Source organism: Allobosea sp. GW822-FHT05A11, assembly GCF_058800455.1.
Genome location: NZ_JBXAMI010000001.1, coordinates 620,245 through 641,456, shown reverse-complemented (window position 1 = coordinate 641,456; position 21,212 = coordinate 620,245). Strand labels below are relative to the sequence as shown.

Below are 21,212 nucleotides of genomic sequence, written 5' to 3'. Positions count from 1 at the left end.
GAAAAGCCCAAATCCGCCGGTCTCTCGTTCGCACGAGCGCGGCACCGACATCAAATTGCGCGCCCTCTTCAAAAAATACCTCGCCGAACAGCTCGCGAAGCGGGGTGACGATCGGGCACGCTCAGAAATCGGTCCAATAGCGGGTTTCGTGTTCGACTGGCTCGACGACAAGCCGCCCCGTCATTACACCATGGACGATTGGGAATACCTCAACGCGTCGATCCCGCACATCCCGAGTCGGAAGGGCATCCCGCGCGCCGATGCCGTGTCACTGCACAAGCGTCTGCTCTACAAGCAAAACAACCCAGAGAAGCCAGTTTTTGCAGCGACCGAGACGACCATTACCGGCAACTATCATTCCGGCCTGAAGCGGTTCTTCGGCTGGCTCGTCGAACGGCATTACCTTTCTCAGATTCCTCCTCTCGACATGCGTATCCCGGAGAACCTGGTCAGCCTGCCGCGCGACGCCTTCAACGACGATGAGATCCTCAAAATCATCGGCATGTCGTTGTTCACGGGCTGTCACAGCCGCGTGCGGAAATGGACGGAGGGTAAGCAGCTCGTTCAGGGCTTCGACTATTGGAACTTCCTGATCCTGCTGTTGACGGGCATGCGTCCAGGCGAAGTCGCGCCCCTCAAGGTCACCGACATCAAGCAGACCGACGATTACGCCTATATCGATCTGCGTCCCTTCGATGCCAGTCGCGGGCGTGTGAGCCGGGCTGAGACACGTCAACTCAAAACGAGCAACTCGGCCAGGATCGTCCCACTGCACCCTCTCCTGATCGATCTGGGCCTGCTTGACCACCGTGATCACATGCAGAAAATCGGCGAACCGCGATTGTTCCCCGACGTGGAGAGCTACACCGAGAAGGATGGGCGCGAGCGGTGGAGCCAGGCCAGCACCAAAAGCTGGCAATATCTGAAGAGCAAAGGCGTCATCCCCCGGTTGGCCATCGCTGCCGGAAAGGGAAAACTGCATGGCCGAGTTCAACCGGTCGTCGACGACATCCTGCTTGCCGTCGTCGTTGAGGGGCTGGTGCAGTAAAAATGCCCGCGAATGCCTATGGCGGTAAACGGCATCCTGACCCATTTTGTTTTATGAGGGATGACTTTGAGATGCCTGCGCTCTGAAGGAACGGTCGATGACAGCGCCGATGGATCGCCAGGGGATCGAAAAGCTCATCGACAGAATGACGCTGAAGGAGAAGGTCGGACAGCTCACCATGCTGAGCGGCGAGCTGGTACAGACGGGCCCGGCCTCGGCCCCCGTCACCTCCGCCGCCATCCAGAACGGTGAGGTCGGCAGCCTCCTGAACTTGGTTGGGCCGGATCGCATCCGGGATGCGCAGCGGCACGCCGTCGAGGGCTCGCGCCTCGGGATTCCCCTCTTCTTCTCGCTGGATGTTCTCTATGGGCTGAGAACGATGTTCCCAATCCCGCTTGGGGAATCGTCGGCCTTCGATCCAACGCTGTGGGAAGCGACGGCTCGCGTGGCGGCCGAGGAATGCGCGGTCGAGGGCATCGACCTGACCTTCGCTCCGATGATCGACATAGCGCGGGATCCGCGCTGGGGACGGACGCTCGAAGGGCCGGGGGAGGACCCTCTCGTCGGCCAACGGGTCGCCCGGGCGAAGGTGCGTGGCTATCAGACGGCCGATCTGGCCGGTCCGTTGGCGATCGCTGCGACGGCGAAGCATTTCGCCGGTTACGGAGCCGTCCTCGCCGGCCGTGAATATGCATCGGTCGACATGTCGGAGCGGCTGCTGCACGAGGTCTATCTGCCGCCGTTCCAGGCGGCGGTCGAAGCCGGCGTCGCCTGCATCATGCCGGCCTTCGTCGATCTCAATGGCACGCCGATGTCGATTCATGCACCACTCCTGCGAGGCCTGGTGCGCGAGCGCTGGGGGTTTGAGGGCGTGATCGTGAGCGACTGGAGCTCCATCGCGGAGCTGTTGCTGCACGGCGTCGCAGCCAAGCCCGAGGCCGCCGCGCTTGCGTTGAATGCAGGTGTCGACATCGACATGATGGGCAAGGGCGCCTATGTCGATGGGCTGCCCGAGGCGCTCGATCGTGGTCTCGTCACCATGGCGCGCATCGACGAAGCGGTGCGGCGCATCCTGCTGCTCAAGCTGAAACTTGGCCTGTTCGACGATCCCTATCGCCGCTGCGGTTCGCCCGAGGCCGTGGCGGCCGTCGGCGCCCAGCCGGCGCGGAAAGCCCTGGCGCGGGAGGCGGCGCGCAAGTCGATCGTGCTCCTGACCCATTCCGGGGGCGCACTGCCGCTCAAGAATGACCTGAGCTCCATCGCGATCGTCGGCCCCTTCGGCGAAATCGCGGGAGGTTCCTCGGAGCCGGCTGCCGACGAGCGCGTCGCCGAGTTGGTCGACCGACTCAAAACAGCCTTTCCCAAGGCCGCGATATCGGTTGCCACCGGCAGCCACGTCGAACAGCCCAAGGACGGCGGTCTCGAAGCGGCGCGTCGGGAAGCGGGTCAGAGCGACGCGATTCTCCTGTGCCTCGGCGAACGCGTCGACATGGCAGGCGAAGCCAGCAGCCGGGCCCATCCCGACGTGCCCCAGCCTCAGCAGGAGCTGGCGCGGGCGATGCTGGGTACGGGCCGGCCCGTCATCGTCCTGCTGTTCTCGGGCCGGCCGCTGATCTTGCCGGATTGGCTCGCCGCAGGCGCCAAAGCGATCCTCGCGTGCTGGCATCCGGGCTCGGAAGGCGCCGGCGCCATTGCCGATGTGCTGAGCGGTGCTCATAATCCGAGCGGTCGGCTCTCGATGTCTTGGCCCGCCGATGTCGGGCAGATCCCGATCTTCTACGCCGAGCGTCCGACAGGCCGTCCAAGGCTGGAAACCGAGCACTTTTCCAGCAAGTATCTCGATATTCCGAACGACCCCCGCTTCACGTTCGGCCACGGCCTGTCCTACACGACGTTCCTCCTGACCAATCCGCGCGCGACCAGATGGACGATCACCGCGGGTGAAGCCACCGAGATCCTGGTCGACGTCAAGAATACGGGGGCGATGGCCGGCGAGCACACCGTGTTCCTGTTCATCCGCGACGTCGTGTCCTCGATCACGCGGCCTCAGCTGGAATTGAAGGACTTCACGAAGGTCGCGCTTGCCCCCGGTGATATGAACACCGTGCGCTTCACGCTCTCCTCCGACCAGCTTCGCTTCCTGGGGGCCGATCTCGAACCGCTGCTCGAACCCGGGCTCTTCGACGTCTTCGTCGGGCCGAGCGCCGACCCGGCGCAGTTGCAGATGCTCGAATTGCGGGTGAACCCGCCCCCGAGCGTCGCCTGATGCCCGGGCCGGTGGTCGAGCTTTGAGCGCCGAGATGGACGGGAGCCCGACACCGCCCGCAGCCGCTTCCGCGCTGGACGTTTCGGCAAGCGGCGTCCTGCACCAGCTTTGGATCCTCATCACGGCGATGCGCGCCTCGCCGCGCCGGCTGGCACTGCTGTTTCTGCCGATGGGCAGCATCGTTGTCATCGCGACGAATGCCGTATTCCAGATCCAGCTGAACAACTGGCAGGGCGCACTCTACGATGCCCTTCAGAACCGTGACCTGGGAGCCTTCGGTCATCAGCTCCTGGTGTTTCTGTCGCTCATCGGGGTGCTCCTCCTGCTCGTCGTCGCCCAGGCCTGGCTCACCGAAGTCGGCAAGGTCAGGCTACGGGGCTGGCTGACGCGGGACATGCTCGACGAATGGCTGAAGCCCAAGCGCGCCTATCTGCTCGCCTTCGCCGGTGAGGCCGGCGTCAATCCCGATCAGCGCATCCACGAGGATGCCCGCCACCTGACGGAGCTCTCCGTCGATCTCGGCAACGGCCTGCTGCAGGCCTCGCTGATGCTGGTGAGCTTCATCGGCGTGCTCTGGATCCTCTCGACGCAGGTCGTGTTCAATTTCGGCCATGGCGACTTCACCATTCCCGGCTACATGGTCTGGTGCGCGATCGCCTATGCCTCCATCGGCTCGTGGCTGGCATGGCGGGTCGGCCGGCCGTTGATCGCGCTGAACGCCGAGCGCTATGCGCGCGAGGCCGATTTCAGGGCGTCCCTGATCAAGGTGGCCGAGCGGTCGGAAGCCATCGTGCTCTATCAGGGCGAAGGCGACGAGCGCGCCCATCTCGACCAGACCTTTCACAAAGTCCAATCGCTGGCGCGCCAGCTCGCCAACGGCATCGTCTCGCTGACCTGGGTGACGTCGGGCCATGGCTGGCTCGCCATGGCCGCGCCCTTCGTGATCGCGTCGCCCGGTTATTTCGGCGGCCGGCTCTCCCTCGGAACCCTGATGGTCGCGGTCGGCGCCTTCAACCAGGTCCAGTACGCCCTGCGCTGGTTCGTCGACAATTTCTCGAAGATCGCGGATTGGCGGGCAACGTTGTTTCGGATCATGGCCCTGCGCGACAGGCTCCAGCGTATCGAGGAGCTGCACGCCGACCAGCACCGGATCACCTTCTACGAAGCCCCGGCCGGCGTCCTAGTCCTCGAACAGGTGGAAGCCTATCTGCCCGGCTCGCTCGTCGAATGCGCCGCGATCGAGGAAAGCAGGATCGAGCTGAAGGCCGGCGAGCATGTCCTGATCGAGGGCGACAGCGCGGCGGCGAAAACAACGCTCTTCATGAGCCTCGCCGGGCTCTGGCACTGGGGCGACGGCCGCATCGGCCTGCCGCCGCGAGCCGACATGCTGTTCCTGCCCGAGCGCCCCTTTTTTCCGCGCGCCACGCTGAGGATCGCGCTGGCCTATCCCGCCGACGCGCAAGACCATACGGACGAGCACTATGCCAGCGCGCTGCACGCGGTCGGCCTCGACCGTCTGGTGGAAGACCTCGACCGCGTCGCCGACTGGGACCGGCATCTGTCGCTGGAAGAGCAGCAGACACTCGGTTTCGCACGCGTTTTCCTGCACACGCCACGATGGGTCTTTCTCAATGATTCACTGGGCGCCGTTCGCGAAAAAAGCCGCGCCGCATTGCTGGCGGCCTTCGCGGCCAAGCTCAGCCAGTGTACCATTGTCAGCACCGGCGGCGATATCGGCCATCATTTCTTCCAGCACAGCATCCACCTCCAGCATGTCCCTCGGAGCAAAGCCAAGATAACCGCTAGCCGCTCCTGAAAAGAGCCGCTCCAAGAAGCCATCGGCAAAGCGGCCTCCGAAGGCGGCCTCCTCCTCCGACGACAGACCGGTCAAATTCGGTGCTCAGGATAGTCCTGCCCCTGGAAACCGGTCCCGTTGTCGTGCAATTTTTGGGCCTCCTGAGCCTCATGGAGGACGGATGCCATGCCACGCGATCGATGCGCGAATGATCAGATCGCCTTCGCGGCCCCTCCCTTGCAGACGCCGGGGTCATCAGTCCAAGCGGGCATGTCAGTTTCAGCACAGTTTTTTGCGCCGGGCTGGCAATCCTCCTTTCGGCCGGCCGCGGCCGAACCGTCCAATTCGTGGCAGGCGCTGCGGTCGCACTGCTCCTGGTTGTCATCGGGATCAGCCGCGTCAAGCTGGGCGCGCACAGCATTCCCGAGGTACTGGTCGGCTTCACTGTGGGTGCGCTCGCGCTTGTGGCATGAGCCCCTTGCGGACGAGTTCGGAGAGGCCGATGCCGACCGACTTCTGACTTGAGCAGCGCCCTCTATCAGGAACGGCGGGTAGGCAAGGCCAATGGGCGGTCATAGGACAGGCTTCGGCGCGCAGAAGATGGTATGAGCGCCGAGACAAGACCTACAACCTTCCGCAAGGTCAACCGGTAGAAGGTCTGCCGGGCCTCGCGTGGTATCTCGACGATGCCGGCTCCCCTCAACATCGGAGCTGCTGCGAGAGCGTCGGCTGGTGAACGTCCAGCATCTTCTCGAGCTGGCCGACGGCATACTCCGCCTCCACCAGCGTGCAGACGAGCATCAGTCGGCTGGGACGGGCGAGCGCCTTGAGCAGGCCGGCGACCTCCGCCACCCGGCTCGCCAGCTCCGCCAGGTTCATCGGCACCTGAGTCATGGCGCCGTCTCGTCCCAGGCCGCTCCGGCGAAGGCATCGAGCGGGATCTTGAGATAACGCCGGCCGTTCGCTTCCGGCTCGGGCAAGCGACCGCCGCGGAGGTTCACCTGCAGCGCATGCAGGATGAGCTTGGGCATGGGGAGCGTTTTGTCACGCGCCTGACGCAGGGCGACGAACGAGGCTTCGTCCTGCCCGGCGATGTGCGGGTTCGTCAGCTTCTGCTGGCCAACCGTGCTCTCCCAGCGCGGCGCGCGGCCGTGGGGCTGGTAGTCATGCCCCGTGAACAGCCTTGTCTCATCGGGCAGCGCGAGAATGGTCTGGATCGAAGCCCAGAGCGCGCTGGCGCTGCCGCCGGGGAAATCGGCCCGCGCCGTGCCGGATTCGGGCATGAACAGCGTATCGTGGACGAAGGCGGCGTCGCCAATGACATAGGTGATCGAGGCCAGCGTGTGTCCCGGCGAAAACAGTACGGAGGCCTCCAGCGAGCCGAGCCTGAACCGCTCACCATGGGCAAAGAGCCGATCCCATTGCGAGCCGTCAGTGGCGAGATCCGGGAGGTTGTAGAGATCCTTCCAGAGCTTCTGCACGGCGACGACCTGCGCGCCGATCGCGGTCTGCGCGCCGGTCTTGCCCTTGAGATACTGCGCGGCGGAGAAGTGATCGGCATGGGGGTGGGTGTCGAGGATCCAATCCACGCGCAGGCCCTTCTCACGGACGAAGGCGAGGATGGCGTCGGCCTGGGTCGTGGCGGTCGCGCAGGATTTCTCGTCATAGTCGAGCACGGGATCGATGATGGCGCAGGCCTTCGTCGCAGGGTCGGAGACGACGTACTGGATGCTGCCGCTCCTCGGCTCGTAGAAGCCGGTGACCTGTGGCGCCCGGGCCGCACGACGGTCGAGCCAGGCCTTGGCGCCGGCGAGGTCGAAACCGAACGTCTGGCCGAGTCCAACGACCGCATCGGCCGACAGACGGTCGTCGAGGACTTCGCCCAGTACATGAAGGGTCAGCGCGCGGGTGCCGCTTTTGCAATGGGCGAAGACTGGCCCCGGCGCCCGCGCGACCGCCGCGCGGAAGGCTGTTACGTCAGCCTCGGTGATGGTCGGGCCGGTCACCGGAATGAAGCTGTAGACCATACCGGCCTCCTCGGCCGCCTTCCTCTCGGCAGCTGAGCCCGGCTGTCCCGCCTCCTCGCCGGCAGGCCGAACGTTGACGACGGCCTTGAAGCCCTGCGCAGCGAGAGGCACGAAGTCGGCTAGAGCCGGTTGACCGGCGATCGACAGTGTTTCCGTGATCTTGATGGGGTGCATGGCCGGCCTCCAGGACTCGCCGCGAATATACTAGCAACTTGCAAGCGTCAGAGAACGACCACCTTCGAGCCGCTCGGGATGCGGTTGTAGAGGTCGATGACGTCCTGGTTCATCATGCGGATGCATCCGGAGGAAACGGCCTCGCCGATCGTTTCAGGCTCGTTGGTCCCGTGGATCCGGTAGAGGGTGTCGTTGCCGTTCTTGAACAGGTAGAGCGCACGCGCGCCCAGCGGGTTGCTTTCGCCGCCGGCCATGCCGCCCGACCATTTCGCGTAGCGCCGCGGATCGCGCCGGATCATGTCGGGCGTCGGTGTCCAGCGCGGCCATTGCGCCTTGCGTTGGACCGTCGCCGTTCCGGTGAATTCGAGGCCGGCCTTGCCGACGCCGACACCGTAGCGCAGCGCCTTGCCATGCTCCTGCACCAGATAGAGGAAGCGCTGATGTGGATCCACGACGAGCGTCCCGGGCCGGTGTTTCGTCGGGTAGTCGACGAGTTGACGCATATTGCGGGGCTGGAGATCGTCGAGATCGACCGCCGGCACCTTGAACTTCTCGGTCTCGATCGCGGCATAGCGCTGCGCGACGTGAGGCGGGATGGCGCTGTAGGAGGCCGTTGCAGGCGGTTGCGGCTGGACCGTGGTGCAGGCGGCGATCAGCAGCGGCAAGGCGATGACGGCGAGCGGCTTCGCCGCTCGTGGGACGCGGATCATTCTGATCTTTCCGATGAGGCTAGGGTGGCCGGCGATGCGAGGACGGCGGTCAATTCTGTTTCGCCGCCTGCTTGGCGCGCGCATCGGCCACGACCTGCTTGAAGCCGGCATAATCCAGCGTCGAGGTCCGGAACGGGCCGACGAGATAGGCCGGCGTCCCCTGGAGGTCGATGGAGTCGGCCTGGGCGAGGTTGCGCCGCAGCAGGGCGGTGATGGCGTCCGCCTTGGCGTCGAGATCGGCTTGGAGGCGGACCATGTCGACGCCCGATGCCCTCACGGCTTCCAACATCCTCTCCTTGGAAATCCGCCTGCCGGGAATGCCCATCAGCGCATGGTGCACGGCGTCGTACTTGCCCTGATAGTGGGCTGCGACCGCGAGCTGCGCGCCATAGACCGAGGCCTCGGACAGGATCGGCCAATCCTTGTAGACGAGCCGGATCCTGCCGTCGGACTTGACGATGCGAACGAGATCAGGCGCCGATTGCTTGCAGAATGGGCAGTTGTAATCGAGGAAAGCGACGATGGTGACGTCACCCTTCGGATTGCCGGCGGTGGGCGCCTCGGGGTCGTTGAGGATGGCGTTGGTGTCGACGTCCTGGCCCAAGGCAGAGGGAATTCCCAGCAGTGCGGGCCAGATCGTGGCGAGAACGCCCGAGGCGCTCAATCCAGCGAAGCGGGAGATGAAGGTTCTGCGGTTCATGGCAAGCTCCAGGGGTGACGAGATGGACATGCGAGGGGAGAGGCGGTGTCAGGCGCCGGCTTTCGTGAGCATCGCCGCGAAGGCGTCGACGGTGGTGGCGCCGGTCGTGCGGGCCCCATCGACCTCACGGCCGCTGCCGGCATCGATGAAGAGCAGGGTCGGCGGGCCCACGACGCCGAAGCGGTCCATCAGGGCCTGCCCCTCGCTGCCATAGACGGTCAGGTCGGCGCGGATGATCGTGAGCCTGTCGAGGCGGGCGCTGATGGCGGGATCGCGCATCACGTTGCGGTCGAGCTCCTTGCAGATTGTGCACCAGTCGGCGGTGAAATCGACGAGGATCGGCCGCTTCGCCGCTCGAGCCTCAGTGAGCGCGGCATCAAAGGTGGCGGGCGTGGAAACGACTCTCGCCGTTGCCCACGCCATTGCCGCAGCCGGCTCCGACGCGCCGGCCCCGTCGAGAAAGACCGCGAGGCGTAACGGATCCGGTCGCCCCGTCGCAGCCGCCCCGACCAATACCAGGCCGTATAACGCAAGAGCTGCTCCGGCAAACCGCGGCAGCAAGCGCAGATGGTCGCGGATTAGCGAATAGCCACCGAACCAGGCGCCGGCCGCGATCGCCAGCAGGCCCCACAGCAGGAGCGTGATGCCGGCCGGCAGGACACGCGCGAGCATCCAGATGGCGAGGCCGATGAAAACAAAGCCGAAACCCTGCTTCGCCTTGACGAGCCATGGGCCCGACCGCGGCAGGATGCGAGCGCCGAACGTGCCGAACAGCACGAGCGGCAGGCCCATGCCGAGGCCGAGCGCAAACAGCGCCGCCGCTCCGCGCACCATGTCTCCGGTCTGCGCGACATAGAGCAGCGCGGCCGCCAGCGGCGGCGTTACGCATGGACCGACGATCAGCGCCGAGCTGAAGCCGAGCATCGCCGCACCGCCCGGCGAGCCGCTGCGACCGCGGCCGGTTCCCGCAAGCCGCGTGCCCCAGCCCTGCGGAAGCTGCAGATCGAAAAGGCCGAACATCGACAACGCTAGGGTGACGAAGACGAGGCTCATCAGCCCGAGGGCCAAGGGTGTCTGCAAAGCGATCTGCAGGTTGCGGCCTGACATCGCCGCGGCGACGCCCAGGGCGGCATAAGCCGAGGCCATGGCGAGCACATAGGCCCCCGACAAGACGAAACCACGCCTGGCCGACAGTTGCGCGCCCGTCTGAGCCAGCAGGCCCGACAGGATCGGGATCATCGGAAAAATGCACGGCGTCAGCGACAAGAGCAGGCCAAAGCCGAGAAAGCTTGCCAGCATCAACGCCAAGCTGCCGGAGAACAGGCCGGCCGGTGCTACGGCTGTCGCTGCGTTGCTGGGAGGGGAAGCGACAGCCGGCGACGTGTCCGGGACGGAGGTGGACTGCGCCTTCGACAGGGCACCCGTCGCTAGATCGACAGCCTTGACGATCGGCGGATAGCAGACGCCCTGCTCGGCACAGCCCTGATAGGTCACGACAAGAGTGCCTGTTGCCGGCGCGTCGCTGGCCGCGATGCGGGCCTGCGTCTGGCCGTGATAGATTTCGGTCAGTCCGAAATTGGGATCGTCCTTCTGCTCGCCGGCCTCAGTGGAAAGCGTCAATGGCGTGCCGTCCTGCCGCTGCGCTTTCAGGCTTTCGCGATAGAGGTAATGGCCCGGCAAGGCCGTCCAGGTGAGGATGAGGCTACGGTCGGCAGCGCGATCCAGGCCGAGGCGGAAGACCTCGTCAGCCGGGCGCGGCGTGGCGGCGGACGCGACGCCCACCATCGCCATGAGGCAGAGGGCGAGGCTGGCGAGCGCTGCGAGAAACGGACGGTGCATGGCGACCTTCGATCGGTTGAGGCCGCCATCTCGACATCGCAGCTTAAGCCAGCCTTAAGGCTGGGCTGCCTGATCGCCGGGGTCGATGATGCGAGGGAGGATACCGACACATGCGCATTCTCGTGGTCGAGGACGATCCGGTTCTGGCCGATGGGCTCAAGGTGGGGCTCGGCCTCGCCGGCATGACGGTGGACTGCGTCGGGACATGCGCCGATGCGCGCGCCGCATTGTCCACCTCTGTCTTCGATACGGTCGTGCTCGACCTGATGCTGCCGGATGGCTCCGGCCTCGATCTGCTGCGCGAGATGCGCGGATCAGGCAACCAGACCCCCGTTCTGCTGCTCACGGCGATGGACGAGACATCCGACCGCATCCGCGGCCTCGACACCGGGGCGGACGATTATCTCGGCAAGCCATTCGACCTCGACGAGCTCGGTGCCCGCGTCCGAGCCATCGCCCGGCGTGGCTCGGGGCGGGCGTCGCCTTGCCTTGCCGCCGCAGGCATCATGCTGGACCCGTCGAATCTGTCGGTCGCCCTGCACGGCGTGCCTCTCTCACTGTCCCGGCGCGAGTTTTCGGTGCTGGCGGCCTTGCTGGAGCGGCCCGGCACGGTGCGCTCCAAGGCCGAGATCGAGGATCGGCTCTATGGTTGGCAGGAGGAGATCGAGAGCAATGCGGTCGAAGTCCATATCCACCACCTGCGGGCCAAGATCGGCCGTGACGTGATCGAGACGGTTCGCGGCCTCGGCTACCGGATCAGGGTGACGTCATGACCTCCTTGCGCGGGCGCCTCTTCGCGATCCTGCTGAGCGCGACCGGGGTGATCTGGCTGTCGGCCGTCCTGTGGATCTACGCTGGGACGCGCGGAGAGCTGGAGCACGTCCTCGATACCCGTCTGCAGGAGGCGGCGCGGATGGTGAATTCGCTCGTTGCCAGCGCCGACATGACATCCCCCGCTGCCGTCCTTCCGAGCCTGCCCGCAGAAGGGGCGGGCTATGAGCGCCAGCTTTCGTGCCAGATCTGGTCGCTGGACGGCCGCCTGATGGCTCGGTCGAGCGGTGCGCCCGATAGCCGCCTGACGGAAGCGGCGGCGGGCTTTTCCGACCGCGTCGTCGATGGCGAGACCTGGCGCATCTACACCATCGCCAATTCCGCCACGGGCGCGCGGGTCATGGTCGGAGACCGGCTCGGCCTGCGCGACCGCCTCGTCTCCGATCTGATCAAAGGGCTGCTGGCGCCAGCCCTTTTGATCGCACCGCTGCTCGCCCTGCTGATCTGGATCAGCCTAGGGCGAGGCCTGCGGCCGCTGCGGACGATGGCCAGCGACGTCGGCGGGCGTGACGCCGACGATATGAGCCCGATCGATCCCGTTCGCGCACCAGCGGAGGTCAAGCCGCTGACGCAGGCACTGAACGGTCTGTTCGCCAAGGTCGAGGCGGCCCGGCGGCACGAACGGGAGGTCACGGCCTTCGCGGCGCATGAGCTGCGGACGCCGCTTGCAGGGCTCAAGATGCAGGCCCAGATCGCGATGAGCGCCGCCGCCCCGGAGGTCAGACAGGGGGCGCTGCAGCAGATCGTGCTCTCCGTCGACAGGACCACGCGCCTCGTGCGCCAGCTGCTGGCTCTCGCGAAGCTCGACGCGAATGCCGAGCCGCAGGCTCGCGAGCCCGTCATCATCGGTGACGTCTTCGACGAGATCACGGCCACGGCCCCCGCTCCCGAAGCGGGCATTTCGGTCACGATCGAACCCGCGCTCAGGGAGCTGACCGTGGTCGTCAGCCGCGAACTGCTGACGCTCGCCCTTCGCAACCTCCACGACAACGCTGTGCGGCACATGCCCTCAGGCGGCATGGTGACCTGGCGCAAGGCTGCGGCCGGGAACGGGATCGTGGTCGAAGACGAGGGTATGGGCATTCCAGAGGATGAAATCCCCCTCGTCACGCAGCGCTTCTTCCGCGGCCGCAACAAGAGCGCGATCGGAACCGGACTTGGGTTGGCGATCGCCGATGCTGCCGTGCGGCGCATGGGCGGACAACTCCGTCTCGCCAACCGCGGCGACCATGGCGGCCTGGAAGCAACGCTCCAGATGGCGCCCGATTCCCGCAGTTGACTTGCTGCGTAGCCAATGTTCGCTGCTTGATCCGGCCGCATTGGACCTGTCGAGCGGTTCAGCCGTAGAAAGTAGAGAAGACGAACAAGATGATCCCGTTTTTGCCTGAGGCAGACGTAGTGACACACTCCGCGCAGCCGGCCTCGGCTAAACGATCGAACGCCTTTCTGACTTCCGCCCAACGCCTACCACACGGCTGAGGCGGAGGCTGACGCGGTCGCGACCGATCTATTGGCGCGCCGCGACGCCTCCATGCTTGCCATTTTTGGAACTGGCCACCAGGCCCGCTACGAAGTCGCGGCGCTCGCCCGTATCCGGATGGATCTAACCGGCGAGGTGTTGGGCAGGATGCTGATGCCGATATCACCGTGTTCGATAGCTCCGGGTTGGCCATTCAAGACCTACTCGTCGCACGGGCGACCGGCCCGCTCCCGAAATCTAACGTCCACTCGGCGACGGCAGAGGATACCCCTTGCAGGACGGTCGTCCTCAGATTCGGCGCCTATCCCTCACGAACGTCAGCTTCTGGGTAAGCTCCCAATGTCCGCAACTGGCGCCGAGCAACCGGGAGGATTCTCACGGCGACGACCGTCAGCCGTGGGGAGGCTTCGAATTTTACGTCAAACTCGATTTTAATGCGAGACACGACCGCAACGTCAACCTCGTCCCAGGGCGGCGATGTCGTGCCTGTCGCCCGGCATTCGCGCCGCCTCGGCAAAGATGGCTTTGACGATGGCGCGCTCACGCTCGCTCTTCAGGCAGGCGATATAGTCGGTTGTCGTGAGTTCGTCGTTTTCGATCGGGATGGCGCGGACGCGGCTGGAGGCCAGGGCTTCCAGCTCCCAGACGATCCCGCAGCCGAGCCCCACCGCCACAGCTTCGACGAGCGCTTCGCGGCTGCCCAGCTCCAGCACCTTGCGGGCCTTGACGCCGTGCCGGGCAAGAGCGGCATCAACGAGCGCCTGCGTGGTCGAGCCGTCCTCGCGCCCGATCATCGCCTCGCCCTCCAGCTCCGTCAGCGAAACGACCTTCCGGCCAGCCAGCCTGTGCTCATGCGACGTGATTAGAAGGCCGCGATGGATCCAGAGCGGCACCGCATGCACGCGCGGATGGTCGGCGATCAGCGGCAGGATGCCGACATCGACATGTCGGTCGAGCAGGCGCTGCCGCACGACCTGCGTGTTTCCCATCGAGACGGAGAGCCGCACCTGAGGGTGCCGCGCCAGGAACTGGGCAAAGAGGCCCATCACGATATGGGGGCCATCGACGGCCAGTCGGAGCTCGCCCCGCTGGACTTCGCTCGACGTTGTCAGCGTATCGTCGATCATCTCTTCAAGGCTCGCGAGCTGCCGGGACAGGGTGAACAGCCGTTCGCCGGCCTCCGTCAGCTTCACACCGCGCCCATCGCGATGCAGCAGCTTCAGGCCGTGGCGCGCTTCGAGCGCCTTCACCTGCAGCGTCAGGGCGGGCTGCGTCAGGTTCAGGACATCAGCGGCCCGCGAAAAGCTGCCCTCGCGCGCCACCGCGTCGAATGCCCGGATCTGCGTGTAGATCATGTGCTTGTCTCGGATATTAGATTTTCTTGAACAGCTCTCAATATTTCTAATTTGGCTTATAGCAGCAATGTCAACATCATCTCGACATGCTCGCTTCAGACCTCGCCCAGCTTCACTCCCAGCTCGACAAAGCGCTTGCCGCAGCGCGGGCGCAACGCGACCGCAGCGTCCGGCACCTGGCGAATTTCGTCTCGACCCCGTCGTTGACAGGGGAAGAGGGGCCGGGCCAGGACTACATGCGCGAATTGCTGCAGAAAGCGGGGGCAGACATCCACGACGCGGAGCCCGACGTGAAGGCGATGTTCGCCGCGCATCCGGACGTCGCGCAATATCCGACCCATTGGCAGCACGACCTCATCCTACCCTATGCCGAACTGCCCACCTTCGAGGCTCTCCAGGCGAGTGGCCTCGAAACGGTCCTGAATTACGACGGACGGCCCAATCTCGTCGGCACCTGGCGTGGTGAGGGCGGCGGCCGCTCGTTGATCCTGAACGGGCATGTCGACACGGTGACGATCGAGCCGCGGGCCGGCTGGACGCGCGACCCGTTCGGCGCCGAGATCGCGGACGGCCTGATGTATGGCCGCGGCGCCTCGGACATGAAGGGCGGCGTCATGGCGGCGCTGATGGCCATCACCTATCTGCGCGAGGCCGGTATCCGCCTGCGCGGCGATGTCAGCCTGCAATGCGTCGTCAACGAGGAGCATGCGGGCAACGGCACGCTCGACCTTGTCCGGCGCGGCTTCCGGGCCGATGCAGCCGTGATCCTGGAGCCGACCAGCAACACCATCGCGATCTCGCATCCGGGCGGCCTCTACTGGCAGGTCTCGCTGACCGGCGTACCGCGCTCTCCGGGCGCGCGCTGGAACGGCACGGAGCTCGAAGGCCTCGGCGCCATCGATGCGCTCCCTCCCGTCATCGAGGCGCTGCTTGCGCTGGAGGCGCGCTACAATACCGGCACGCCCCAGGGCCAGAAGGCGCCCTTCGCCCTGACGATCGGGCGCGTTTCGGGCGGTCATTACGAGACCGCGACAGCCGCGGAAGCCCAGCTCAAGGGCGGCGCCTATTTCGCCCCCTCGCTCGGCAGCGTGACGGAGGTGATGGCGGCGTTCCGCGAAGCGATCGCGCAGGCCAATCGCAGCGATCCGCGTCTCCTGCGCCATCCCGCCAGGCTCGAATTCCTGCATCATGACGATGCCACCGCTCAAGCCAGCGATATCGAGATCGCCCGGGTGATGGGCGCCGTGCTTGCCGGGCGCGGCGGCGACGGCAGTCCCTACCAAGGGCATTTCTGCTGCGACATGCGCCATCTGGTGAACCAGGGCGGCATCCCCAGCATCGTCTTCGGCCCGGGCAGCATCGCCCAGGCGCACAAGCCCGACGAATACATCCCGATCGCGGATTACGAAGCCGCGATCGAGCACCTCATTGTTTTCATTGCAGAATGGTGTGGCATCGCCTGAGATCCTGCAGCCGGCCAGCACCGCCAGACGAGAGGCTCCGAGCATGAACTCCAAGACCCTCAAGACCCTCAGGGCCCTGCTTCTGGCGGCTCCGGCCATGGCGCTGTTCGCAACCGCCGCCCAGGCGCAAACTTGCCCCAAGACCGGCGGCACGCTGACCTACGCCTACAGCCTGGAGCCGAGCGCGCTGTCCACGACCGCGACCTCGGCGGTCCCCGTTGCGCTGGTGGCGACGAAGATGTTCGAGGGGTTGCTCAACTATGAGGGCCCCTCGCTCGAACCGAAGCCCGGCCTCGCCGAGTCCTGGACGGTCTCCGAGGACAAGAAGACCTACACCTTCAAACTCCGCCCCAACGTGAAATGGCATGACGGCAAGCCCTTCACAGCCGAGGACGTGAAGTTCTCGGTCGAGAAGATCGTCAAGCCCTATCACTCGCGCGGCCATGTCTATTTCGGCGATCTGGAGGGCGTCGCCACGCCGGACCCGCTCACCGTCATCTTCACGCTGAAGCGCCCTGTCCCCTTCTTCATGAACGTGTTCCAGGCCGGTGAGACGCCGATCCTTCCGGCCCATGCCTTCGCCGGCATCGATATGGGCACGGCCGCGGCCGTCCGCGGCGCGGAGGTGATGCAAAAGCCGATCGGCACGGGCCCCTTCCGCTTCAAGGAGTGGCAGAAGGGCAGCCATATCGCGCTCGAACGCAACAAGGACTACTGGCGCTCCGGCTTTCCCTGCCTCGACGGCATCATCGTGCGCATGATCCCCGACGGCGCCGCCCGCGCCATAGCCGTCGAGACCGGCGAGGTCGATCTCGCGCCGATGAGCGGCCTGCCGGAGGCGGAGGTACAGCGCCTCGCGGCCTCTCCGAAGCTCGAAGCCTCGCAGGCAGGCAGCGAGGCGCTCGGCCCCAATCTGTGGCTCGAACTGAATCTGCGCGAGAAGCCGCTGCAGGACCTCAAGGTCCGCCAGGCGATCAGCATGGCGCTCGATCGCGAGCGTATCGCCGACGTGATCTGGTACGGCCAGGGCAAGCCGGCCCGAGGCCCGATCGTCAGCGCGGGCGCCTTCTTCAACAAGTCGCTGCCGCAATACGAGTACAATCCGGCAAAGGCCGGCAAGCTGCTCGATGAGGCGGGCTATCCGAAGGGCGCCGGCAATGTCCGTTTCAAGCTGAGCCAGAATTTCCTGCCTTATGGCGAAAACTATGTCCGCCTCGCCGAATATATCCGCCAGGAACTCGGCAAGATCGGCATCCAGGTCGAGACGCGGAGCGCCGATCTCGGCGGCTGGCTGAAGACCATCTACACAGACTGGAACTTCAACCTCACCAGCACCTTCTCGCACAACTATTCGGACCCCTCGATCGGCGTCGAGCGCACCTTCGGATCGGGGTTCATCAAGAAGGGCGCGACCTTCACCAACTCGATGGGTTACAGCAACCCGAAGGTCGACGAGCTTTTCGCGAAGTCGGCGCATGAGACCGACCCGGCCGCTCGGCGCAAGCAGTTCGACGAGCTCCAGAAGATCCTGCACGACGAGCTGCCGGTGATCTTCCTGATGGAACCCGCCTACACCCATGTCTGGAACAAGAAGGTCCACGGCCTGATCACCAACGGCATTTCGATGTACTCGCCCTGGGACGCCGTCTGGAAAGAATGACGGTGGGGCGGGGCGGGAGAGCGCGATGAAATCCCTGTTGTTCATCGGCAAGCGCGCCGCCGTCGTTATTCCGAGCGTGCTGGGCATCGCCGTTCTCAACTTCGCCCTGCTGCACATGGCACCCGGCGATGCGGCGGACATCATCGCCGCACAGTCGGGCGGAGCGACGACGGAATTCGTCGGGGAGCTGCGCCGTTCCTTCGGACTCGACCGTCCGCTCTGGCAGCAGTTCTTCATCTATCTCGGCAAGCTCCTCACCTTCGACCTGGGCGTGTCGCATGTGCAGCAGCGGCCGGTCCTCTCGCTGATCGCAGAGCGCGCCCCGGCGACCGTACTGCTGATGATGTCGGCCATCCTCGTCGCGACGCTGCTCGGTATGCTCTTTGGAACCATCGCCGCGATGCGGCATCGGAAATGGCTGGACAGCATCATTTCGGTGCTGGCGCTCCTGGCCTATGCGACGCCGCAATTCTGGCTCGGCCTCATGCTGATCGTGTTCTTCTCGGTGACGCTGGGCATCCTTCCCTCGGGCGGCATGATGACGATCGGACAGGATATCTCCTGGCCGCTGCGCGTGCTCGACATCGCCCGCCACCTCGTCCTGCCGGCGGTGACGCTCGGGCTCTTCTACGTCGCGCTCTACACCCGCCTGATGCGGGCCTCGATGCTGGAGGTCTACACCTACGACTTCGTCACCACCGCCCGCGCCAAGGGCGTGTCGGAAGCGCGGGTCGGCTTCGTCCACGCCGCCGCCAACGCGCTTCTGCCCGTCGTCACCATGGCGGGCGTGCAGATCGGGCATATGCTCGGCGGCTCGATCCTGGTCGAGACGGTGTTCGGCTGGCCGGGGCTTGGGCGTCTCCTCTTCGATGCGCTCCAGCAGCGCGACCTGAACCTGCTGCTCGGCATCCTGTTCATCTCGTCGATCCTGGTCGTCGCCGCGAACCTCGTCGTCGATCTTCTCTATGGCGTGCTCGACCCGAGGATGGCGAAATGAGCGCTCTCGCGGAGTTCTGGCGGCGCTTCAGCCTCAATGCGGCCGCCGTGGTCGGCCTTGTCTTCCTCCTGCTGATCGTGGCGGCGGCGATCTTCGGCCCGGTACTCTACCCTGTCGACCCCTACGACATGATCGGCCGGCCCTCGCAGCCTCCCTCGGCCCGCTTCCCTCTCGGCACGGACGTCTCGGGTCGGGACATTCTGGCCGGGCTGATCGGAGGAGCCCGCGTCTCGCTGCTGATCGGCCTTGTCGCGAGCTTCGGGGCGACGGTGCTCGGCGTCACTGTCGGAGCGCTCGCGGGCTATCGCGGCGGCTGGACCGATGCGGTGCTGATGCGGCTGACCGATTTCTTCCTGACCATTCCTTCCTTCGTGCTCGCGGTCGTGATCATCGCCATCTTCGGCCCGTCGATCGTCACCGTCACCGCCGCGATCGCCGTCGTCTCATGGCCGCCGGTGGCCCGCCTCGCACGCGCCGAATTCATGGCACAACGCGACCGCGAATATGTTCAGGCCTGCAGGGCCTTGGGAATGTCGGGCCTTGAAATCGCAACCCGCCAGATCATGCCGAACGCGCTTCCCCCGGTCATCGTCGTGTCCAGTCTCCTCGTCGCAACGGCGATCCTGACGGAATCGGGCCTTTCCTTCCTCGGCCTTGCCGATCCCGACCTGATCTCCTGGGGCTACATGATCGGCGTCGGCCGTACCGTGCTGCGCACGGCCTGGTGGATGCCGGCGATTCCCGGCCTCGCAATCCTGATCACCGTGCTGTGCATCAACCTCGTCGGGGAAGGCCTCAACGACGCCCTCAATCCGAGGCTCCGGCAACGATGACGCATCCCGCCGCCCGCCCCGTCCTCGCCGTCGAGGACCTCAGCGTGACGTTTCCGACGAGCCACGGTGCGGTGAAGGCCGTCTCCGGCCTGTCCTTCACCCTGTCGGCCGGCGAGACCCTGGCGATCGTCGGGGAATCGGGCTGCGGCAAGAGCACGGCCGCAATGTCGATCCTCGGCCTCCTCGCCATGCGCAGCCGCTGCCATGTCAGCGGCCGCGTCCTGCTCGAGGGGCAGGACCTGATGTCCCTGTCGGCGCAGGCGATGCGGGGGGTGCGCGGCGGCGGCATCGGCATGATCTTCCAGGACCCGATGATGGCGCTCAACCCGGTCTTCACGATCGGCTGGCAGATCGCCGAATCGCTGCGGCTGCATCGCGGCCTCTCCGCTGGCGCCGGGCGCCTGCGGGCGATCGAATTGCTGGATCTCGTCGGGATACCGTCTCCTGCCGAGCGCTATGACCAGTACCCGCATAACCTCTCGGGCGGGATGCGGCAGCGTGTCATGATCGCCATCGCGCTGGCTTGCGAGCCGAAGGTGCTGATCGCGGACGAGCCGACAACGGCTCTCGACGTCACGATCCAGGCGCAGGTCCTGAAGCTGATCGAACGGCTCAAGACCGAGCTCGGCATGGCGGTGCTGCTGATCACCCACGATCTCGGCGTTGTCTGGGAGGTCGCTGATCGTGTCGCGGTCATGTATGCCGGCAGGAAGGTCGAGGAGGCGCCCGTGACCGAGCTGTTCCAGGCTCCGGCGCATCCCTATTCGCAAGGCCTCCTCAGGGCCGCCCGCTGGCAGGACGACGCTTCCGGGCGGCTGCCGGAGATCGGCGGCACCGTTCCCTCGCCTCTCCGGATGCCGAAAGGGTGCAGCTTTGCCCCGCGCTGCCATCGTGCCATGGCCGATTGCGCTCTGGCGCCTCCCGACCTGACCGGCGGCGCGCGCCAGGTCGCCTGCCATCATCCGGAGCCCGTGGCCGCATGACCGAGCAGGGCAACAGCAGCGGCGCCGTCCTCGAAGCGCGCAATCTCGTCAAGGAATACCGGGTCGGATCGGCCTTCGGTGGTGGACGGACGGTCCACGCGCTGAGCGGCGTCGACCTCGCAGTCAACCCGGGCGAGACGCTGGCCGTGGTCGGCGAATCCGGTTGCGGCAAGTCGACCCTCGCCCGCTGCCTGACAGGCCTGCACGACCCGACCTCCGGACATGTCCTGCTCGACGGAGCAGACGCCGGGAAAATGCTGAACAGCGATGCGGGGCGGTTCCGGCGCGCCGTGCAGATCGTCTTCCAGGACCCCTATGCCAGCCTCAACCCGCGCCGCACGATCGGCCAGTCGATCGGCGACGGCCTGAGACTGCACCGTCTTTGCGCGCGCAGCCAACGCCGTACCCGTGTCGGCGAACTGTTGAGCCGCGTCGGGCTGTCGGACGACTATCTCGACCGCTATCCGCACGAATTGTCAGGCGGCCAGCGCCAGCGCGTCGCCATTGCCCGCGCGCTCGCCGTATCGCCGCGGCTCATCGTCTGCGACGAGCCCGTCTCCGCTCTGGACGTCTCGGTCCAGGCCCAGATCATCAACCTGCTGAACGACCTTCAGAAGCAATCCGGGGCCGCCTATGTCTTCATCTCGCACAACCTCGCGCTCGTGCGGCATATCTCCGACCGGATCGCCGTGATGTATCTCGGCCAGATCGTCGAGATCGGCGACGCGGCCGTTCTCGGGCAAGGTCTTGTCCATCCCTATAGCCAAGCCCTCTTCGGTGCCTCTCCCGAAATCGGCCGCGACCGCAATGCCGCACGCGCGAAGCCACTCGAAGGCGACGTGCCAAGCCCACTCGATCCGCCGCCCGGATGCCGCTTTCACACCCGTTGCCCCTTCGCGCAGGAGCGCTGCATCAGCGAGATGCCGGCCTTGCGCGAAATCGCCGGCCGAGAAGTGCGCTGCCATCGCGCCGAGGAAATGGACGGGATGCAATTCGCGGCCTGACCAGCGAAGCCTGCGCCACAATAGATGCTGGCGATCGGATGCGGGCA

At 65.7% G+C, this 21,212-nt stretch carries 17 protein-coding genes and 1 pseudogene; 12 read left to right on the top strand and 6 right to left on the bottom strand.

Translation table 11 applies throughout. From position 1 onward, the window contains the following. Positions 1-55 precede the first annotated feature (55 nt). The 4 genes from AC1RLU_RS03105 to AC1RLU_RS03090 all read left to right on the top strand — a co-directional run bounded on the left by AC1RLU_RS03105 (position 56) and on the right by AC1RLU_RS03090 (position 5,582). Entirely contained in the window at positions 56-1,048 is a 993-nt protein-coding gene (locus tag AC1RLU_RS03105) for a site-specific integrase (RefSeq protein WP_492793797.1), read from the top strand. Between the two features lie 97 nt (positions 1,049-1,145). Further along, positions 1,146-3,314 (top strand): glycoside hydrolase family 3 N-terminal domain-containing protein, encoded by a 2,169-nt coding sequence (locus AC1RLU_RS03100; protein WP_492793795.1) that lies wholly within the window; start codon positions 1,146-1,148, stop codon positions 3,312-3,314. Between the two features lie 34 nt (positions 3,315-3,348). Beyond that, positions 3,349-5,130: an ABC transporter ATP-binding protein/permease gene (locus AC1RLU_RS03095; protein WP_492793794.1), complete on the top strand. Its 1,782-nt coding sequence runs from the start codon at positions 3,349-3,351 to the stop codon at positions 5,128-5,130. 233 nt (positions 5,131-5,363) lie between these two features. After that, complete coding sequence (locus AC1RLU_RS03090; protein WP_492794313.1) at positions 5,364-5,582, top strand: phosphatase PAP2 family protein; 219 nt, start codon at positions 5,364-5,366, stop codon at positions 5,580-5,582. 226 nt (positions 5,583-5,808) lie between these two features. Here AC1RLU_RS03090 and AC1RLU_RS03085 read toward each other — a convergent pair whose 3' ends face one another. The 5 genes and pseudogenes from AC1RLU_RS03085 to dsbD form a co-directional block, all read right to left on the bottom strand. Beyond that, on the bottom strand, positions 5,809-6,003 hold the full coding sequence (locus AC1RLU_RS03085; RefSeq protein ID WP_413813542.1) for an ArsR family transcriptional regulator: 195 nt from the start codon (positions 6,001-6,003) through the stop codon (positions 5,809-5,811). Then, the gene (gene blh, locus AC1RLU_RS03080) at positions 6,000-7,310 is read right to left on the bottom strand and encodes a bifunctional sulfur transferase/dioxygenase Blh (protein WP_492793792.1); all 1,311 of its coding nucleotides are present in this window, start codon (positions 7,308-7,310) and stop codon (positions 6,000-6,002) included. The genes AC1RLU_RS03085 and blh overlap by 4 nt, the downstream gene beginning before the upstream one ends. Positions 7,311-7,360: 50 nt before the next feature. Beyond that, positions 7,361-8,020 (bottom strand): annotated as a pseudogene (locus AC1RLU_RS03075) (L,D-transpeptidase); the annotation flags it as partial. A 49-nt stretch (positions 8,021-8,069) separates the two neighbouring features. Next, positions 8,070-8,720 carry a DsbA family protein gene (locus tag AC1RLU_RS03070; RefSeq protein WP_142111797.1) on the bottom strand — a complete coding sequence of 217 codons (651 nt, stop codon included), beginning with the start codon at positions 8,718-8,720 and terminating at the stop codon, positions 8,070-8,072. Between the two features lie 48 nt (positions 8,721-8,768). Next, positions 8,769-10,559, bottom strand: a complete 1,791-nt coding sequence (gene dsbD / locus AC1RLU_RS03065; protein ID WP_492793790.1) for a protein-disulfide reductase DsbD — start codon at positions 10,557-10,559, stop codon at positions 8,769-8,771. A 110-nt stretch (positions 10,560-10,669) separates the two neighbouring features. Here dsbD and AC1RLU_RS03060 point away from each other — a divergent pair, with 110 nt between their 5' ends. Both AC1RLU_RS03060 and AC1RLU_RS03055 read left to right on the top strand, forming a co-directional pair. Further along, complete coding sequence (locus AC1RLU_RS03060; RefSeq protein ID WP_061969064.1) at positions 10,670-11,332, top strand: response regulator; 663 nt, start codon at positions 10,670-10,672, stop codon at positions 11,330-11,332. Next, positions 11,329-12,669, top strand: coding sequence for an ATP-binding protein (locus tag AC1RLU_RS03055; RefSeq protein WP_492793789.1), 1,341 nt, complete (start codon positions 11,329-11,331; stop codon positions 12,667-12,669). Before AC1RLU_RS03060 ends, AC1RLU_RS03055 begins: the two co-directional genes overlap by 4 nt. A 656-nt stretch (positions 12,670-13,325) precedes the next feature. Here AC1RLU_RS03055 and AC1RLU_RS03050 read toward each other — a convergent pair. After that, on the bottom strand, positions 13,326-14,225 hold the full coding sequence (locus AC1RLU_RS03050) for a LysR substrate-binding domain-containing protein (RefSeq protein ID WP_492793787.1): 900 nt from the start codon (positions 14,223-14,225) through the stop codon (positions 13,326-13,328). An 86-nt stretch (positions 14,226-14,311) separates the two neighbouring features. On the opposite strand from AC1RLU_RS03050, the gene AC1RLU_RS03045 reads away from it, so the two are divergent. The 6 genes from AC1RLU_RS03045 to AC1RLU_RS03020 are packed head-to-tail and all read left to right on the top strand — an operon-like array spanning position 14,312 to position 21,165. Beyond that, positions 14,312-15,688, top strand: coding sequence for a M20/M25/M40 family metallo-hydrolase (locus AC1RLU_RS03045; protein WP_492793785.1), 1,377 nt, complete (start codon positions 14,312-14,314; stop codon positions 15,686-15,688). A gap of 43 nt (positions 15,689-15,731) precedes the next feature. Further along, a complete protein-coding gene (locus AC1RLU_RS03040) occupies positions 15,732-17,348 on the top strand; it encodes an ABC transporter substrate-binding protein (protein ID WP_492793784.1) in 1,617 nt (538 codons plus the stop codon). 25 nt (positions 17,349-17,373) lie between these two features. Continuing rightward, entirely contained in the window at positions 17,374-18,345 is a 972-nt protein-coding gene (locus AC1RLU_RS03035; RefSeq protein ID WP_492793782.1) for an ABC transporter permease, read from the top strand. Next, entirely contained in the window at positions 18,342-19,178 is an 837-nt protein-coding gene (locus AC1RLU_RS03030) for an ABC transporter permease (protein WP_492793781.1), read from the top strand. The genes AC1RLU_RS03035 and AC1RLU_RS03030 overlap by 4 nt, the downstream gene beginning before the upstream one ends. After that, on the top strand, positions 19,175-20,161 hold the full coding sequence (locus tag AC1RLU_RS03025; protein WP_492793780.1) for an ABC transporter ATP-binding protein: 987 nt from the start codon (positions 19,175-19,177) through the stop codon (positions 20,159-20,161). The genes AC1RLU_RS03030 and AC1RLU_RS03025 overlap by 4 nt, the downstream gene beginning before the upstream one ends. Further along, positions 20,158-21,165, top strand: coding sequence for an ABC transporter ATP-binding protein (locus AC1RLU_RS03020; protein WP_492793778.1), 1,008 nt, complete (start codon positions 20,158-20,160; stop codon positions 21,163-21,165). Before AC1RLU_RS03025 ends, AC1RLU_RS03020 begins: the two co-directional genes overlap by 4 nt. Positions 21,166-21,212: the final 47 nt, after the last annotated feature.

What these genes read in the sequence shown, in the direction of transcription:
- AC1RLU_RS03100 (WP_492793795.1), top strand. Translation starts at nt 1,146, where the DNA reads ATGACAGCGCCGATGGATCGCCAGGGGATCGAAAAGCTCATCGACAGA.
- AC1RLU_RS03050 (WP_492793787.1), bottom strand. Translation starts at nt 14,225, where the DNA reads ATGATCTACACGCAGATCCGGGCATTCGACGCGGTGGCGCGCGAGGGC.
- AC1RLU_RS03060 (WP_061969064.1), top strand. Translation starts at nt 10,670, where the DNA reads ATGCGCATTCTCGTGGTCGAGGACGATCCGGTTCTGGCCGATGGGCTC.
- AC1RLU_RS03035 (WP_492793782.1), top strand. Translation starts at nt 17,374, where the DNA reads ATGAAATCCCTGTTGTTCATCGGCAAGCGCGCCGCCGTCGTTATTCCG.
- AC1RLU_RS03085 (WP_413813542.1), bottom strand. Translation starts at nt 6,003, where the DNA reads ATGACTCAGGTGCCGATGAACCTGGCGGAGCTGGCGAGCCGGGTGGCG.
- AC1RLU_RS03095 (WP_492793794.1), top strand. Translation starts at nt 3,349, where the DNA reads ATGGACGGGAGCCCGACACCGCCCGCAGCCGCTTCCGCGCTGGACGTT.
- AC1RLU_RS03030 (WP_492793781.1), top strand. Translation starts at nt 18,342, where the DNA reads ATGAGCGCTCTCGCGGAGTTCTGGCGGCGCTTCAGCCTCAATGCGGCC.
- AC1RLU_RS03040 (WP_492793784.1), top strand. Translation starts at nt 15,732, where the DNA reads ATGAACTCCAAGACCCTCAAGACCCTCAGGGCCCTGCTTCTGGCGGCT.
- AC1RLU_RS03045 (WP_492793785.1), top strand. Translation starts at nt 14,312, where the DNA reads ATGCTCGCTTCAGACCTCGCCCAGCTTCACTCCCAGCTCGACAAAGCG.
- blh (WP_492793792.1), bottom strand. Translation starts at nt 7,310, where the DNA reads ATGCACCCCATCAAGATCACGGAAACACTGTCGATCGCCGGTCAACCG.
- AC1RLU_RS03070 (WP_142111797.1), bottom strand. Translation starts at nt 8,720, where the DNA reads ATGAACCGCAGAACCTTCATCTCCCGCTTCGCTGGATTGAGCGCCTCG.
- AC1RLU_RS03025 (WP_492793780.1), top strand. Translation starts at nt 19,175, where the DNA reads ATGACGCATCCCGCCGCCCGCCCCGTCCTCGCCGTCGAGGACCTCAGC.
- AC1RLU_RS03020 (WP_492793778.1), top strand. Translation starts at nt 20,158, where the DNA reads ATGACCGAGCAGGGCAACAGCAGCGGCGCCGTCCTCGAAGCGCGCAAT.
- dsbD (WP_492793790.1), bottom strand. Translation starts at nt 10,559, where the DNA reads ATGCACCGTCCGTTTCTCGCAGCGCTCGCCAGCCTCGCCCTCTGCCTC.
- AC1RLU_RS03055 (WP_492793789.1), top strand. Translation starts at nt 11,329, where the DNA reads ATGACCTCCTTGCGCGGGCGCCTCTTCGCGATCCTGCTGAGCGCGACC.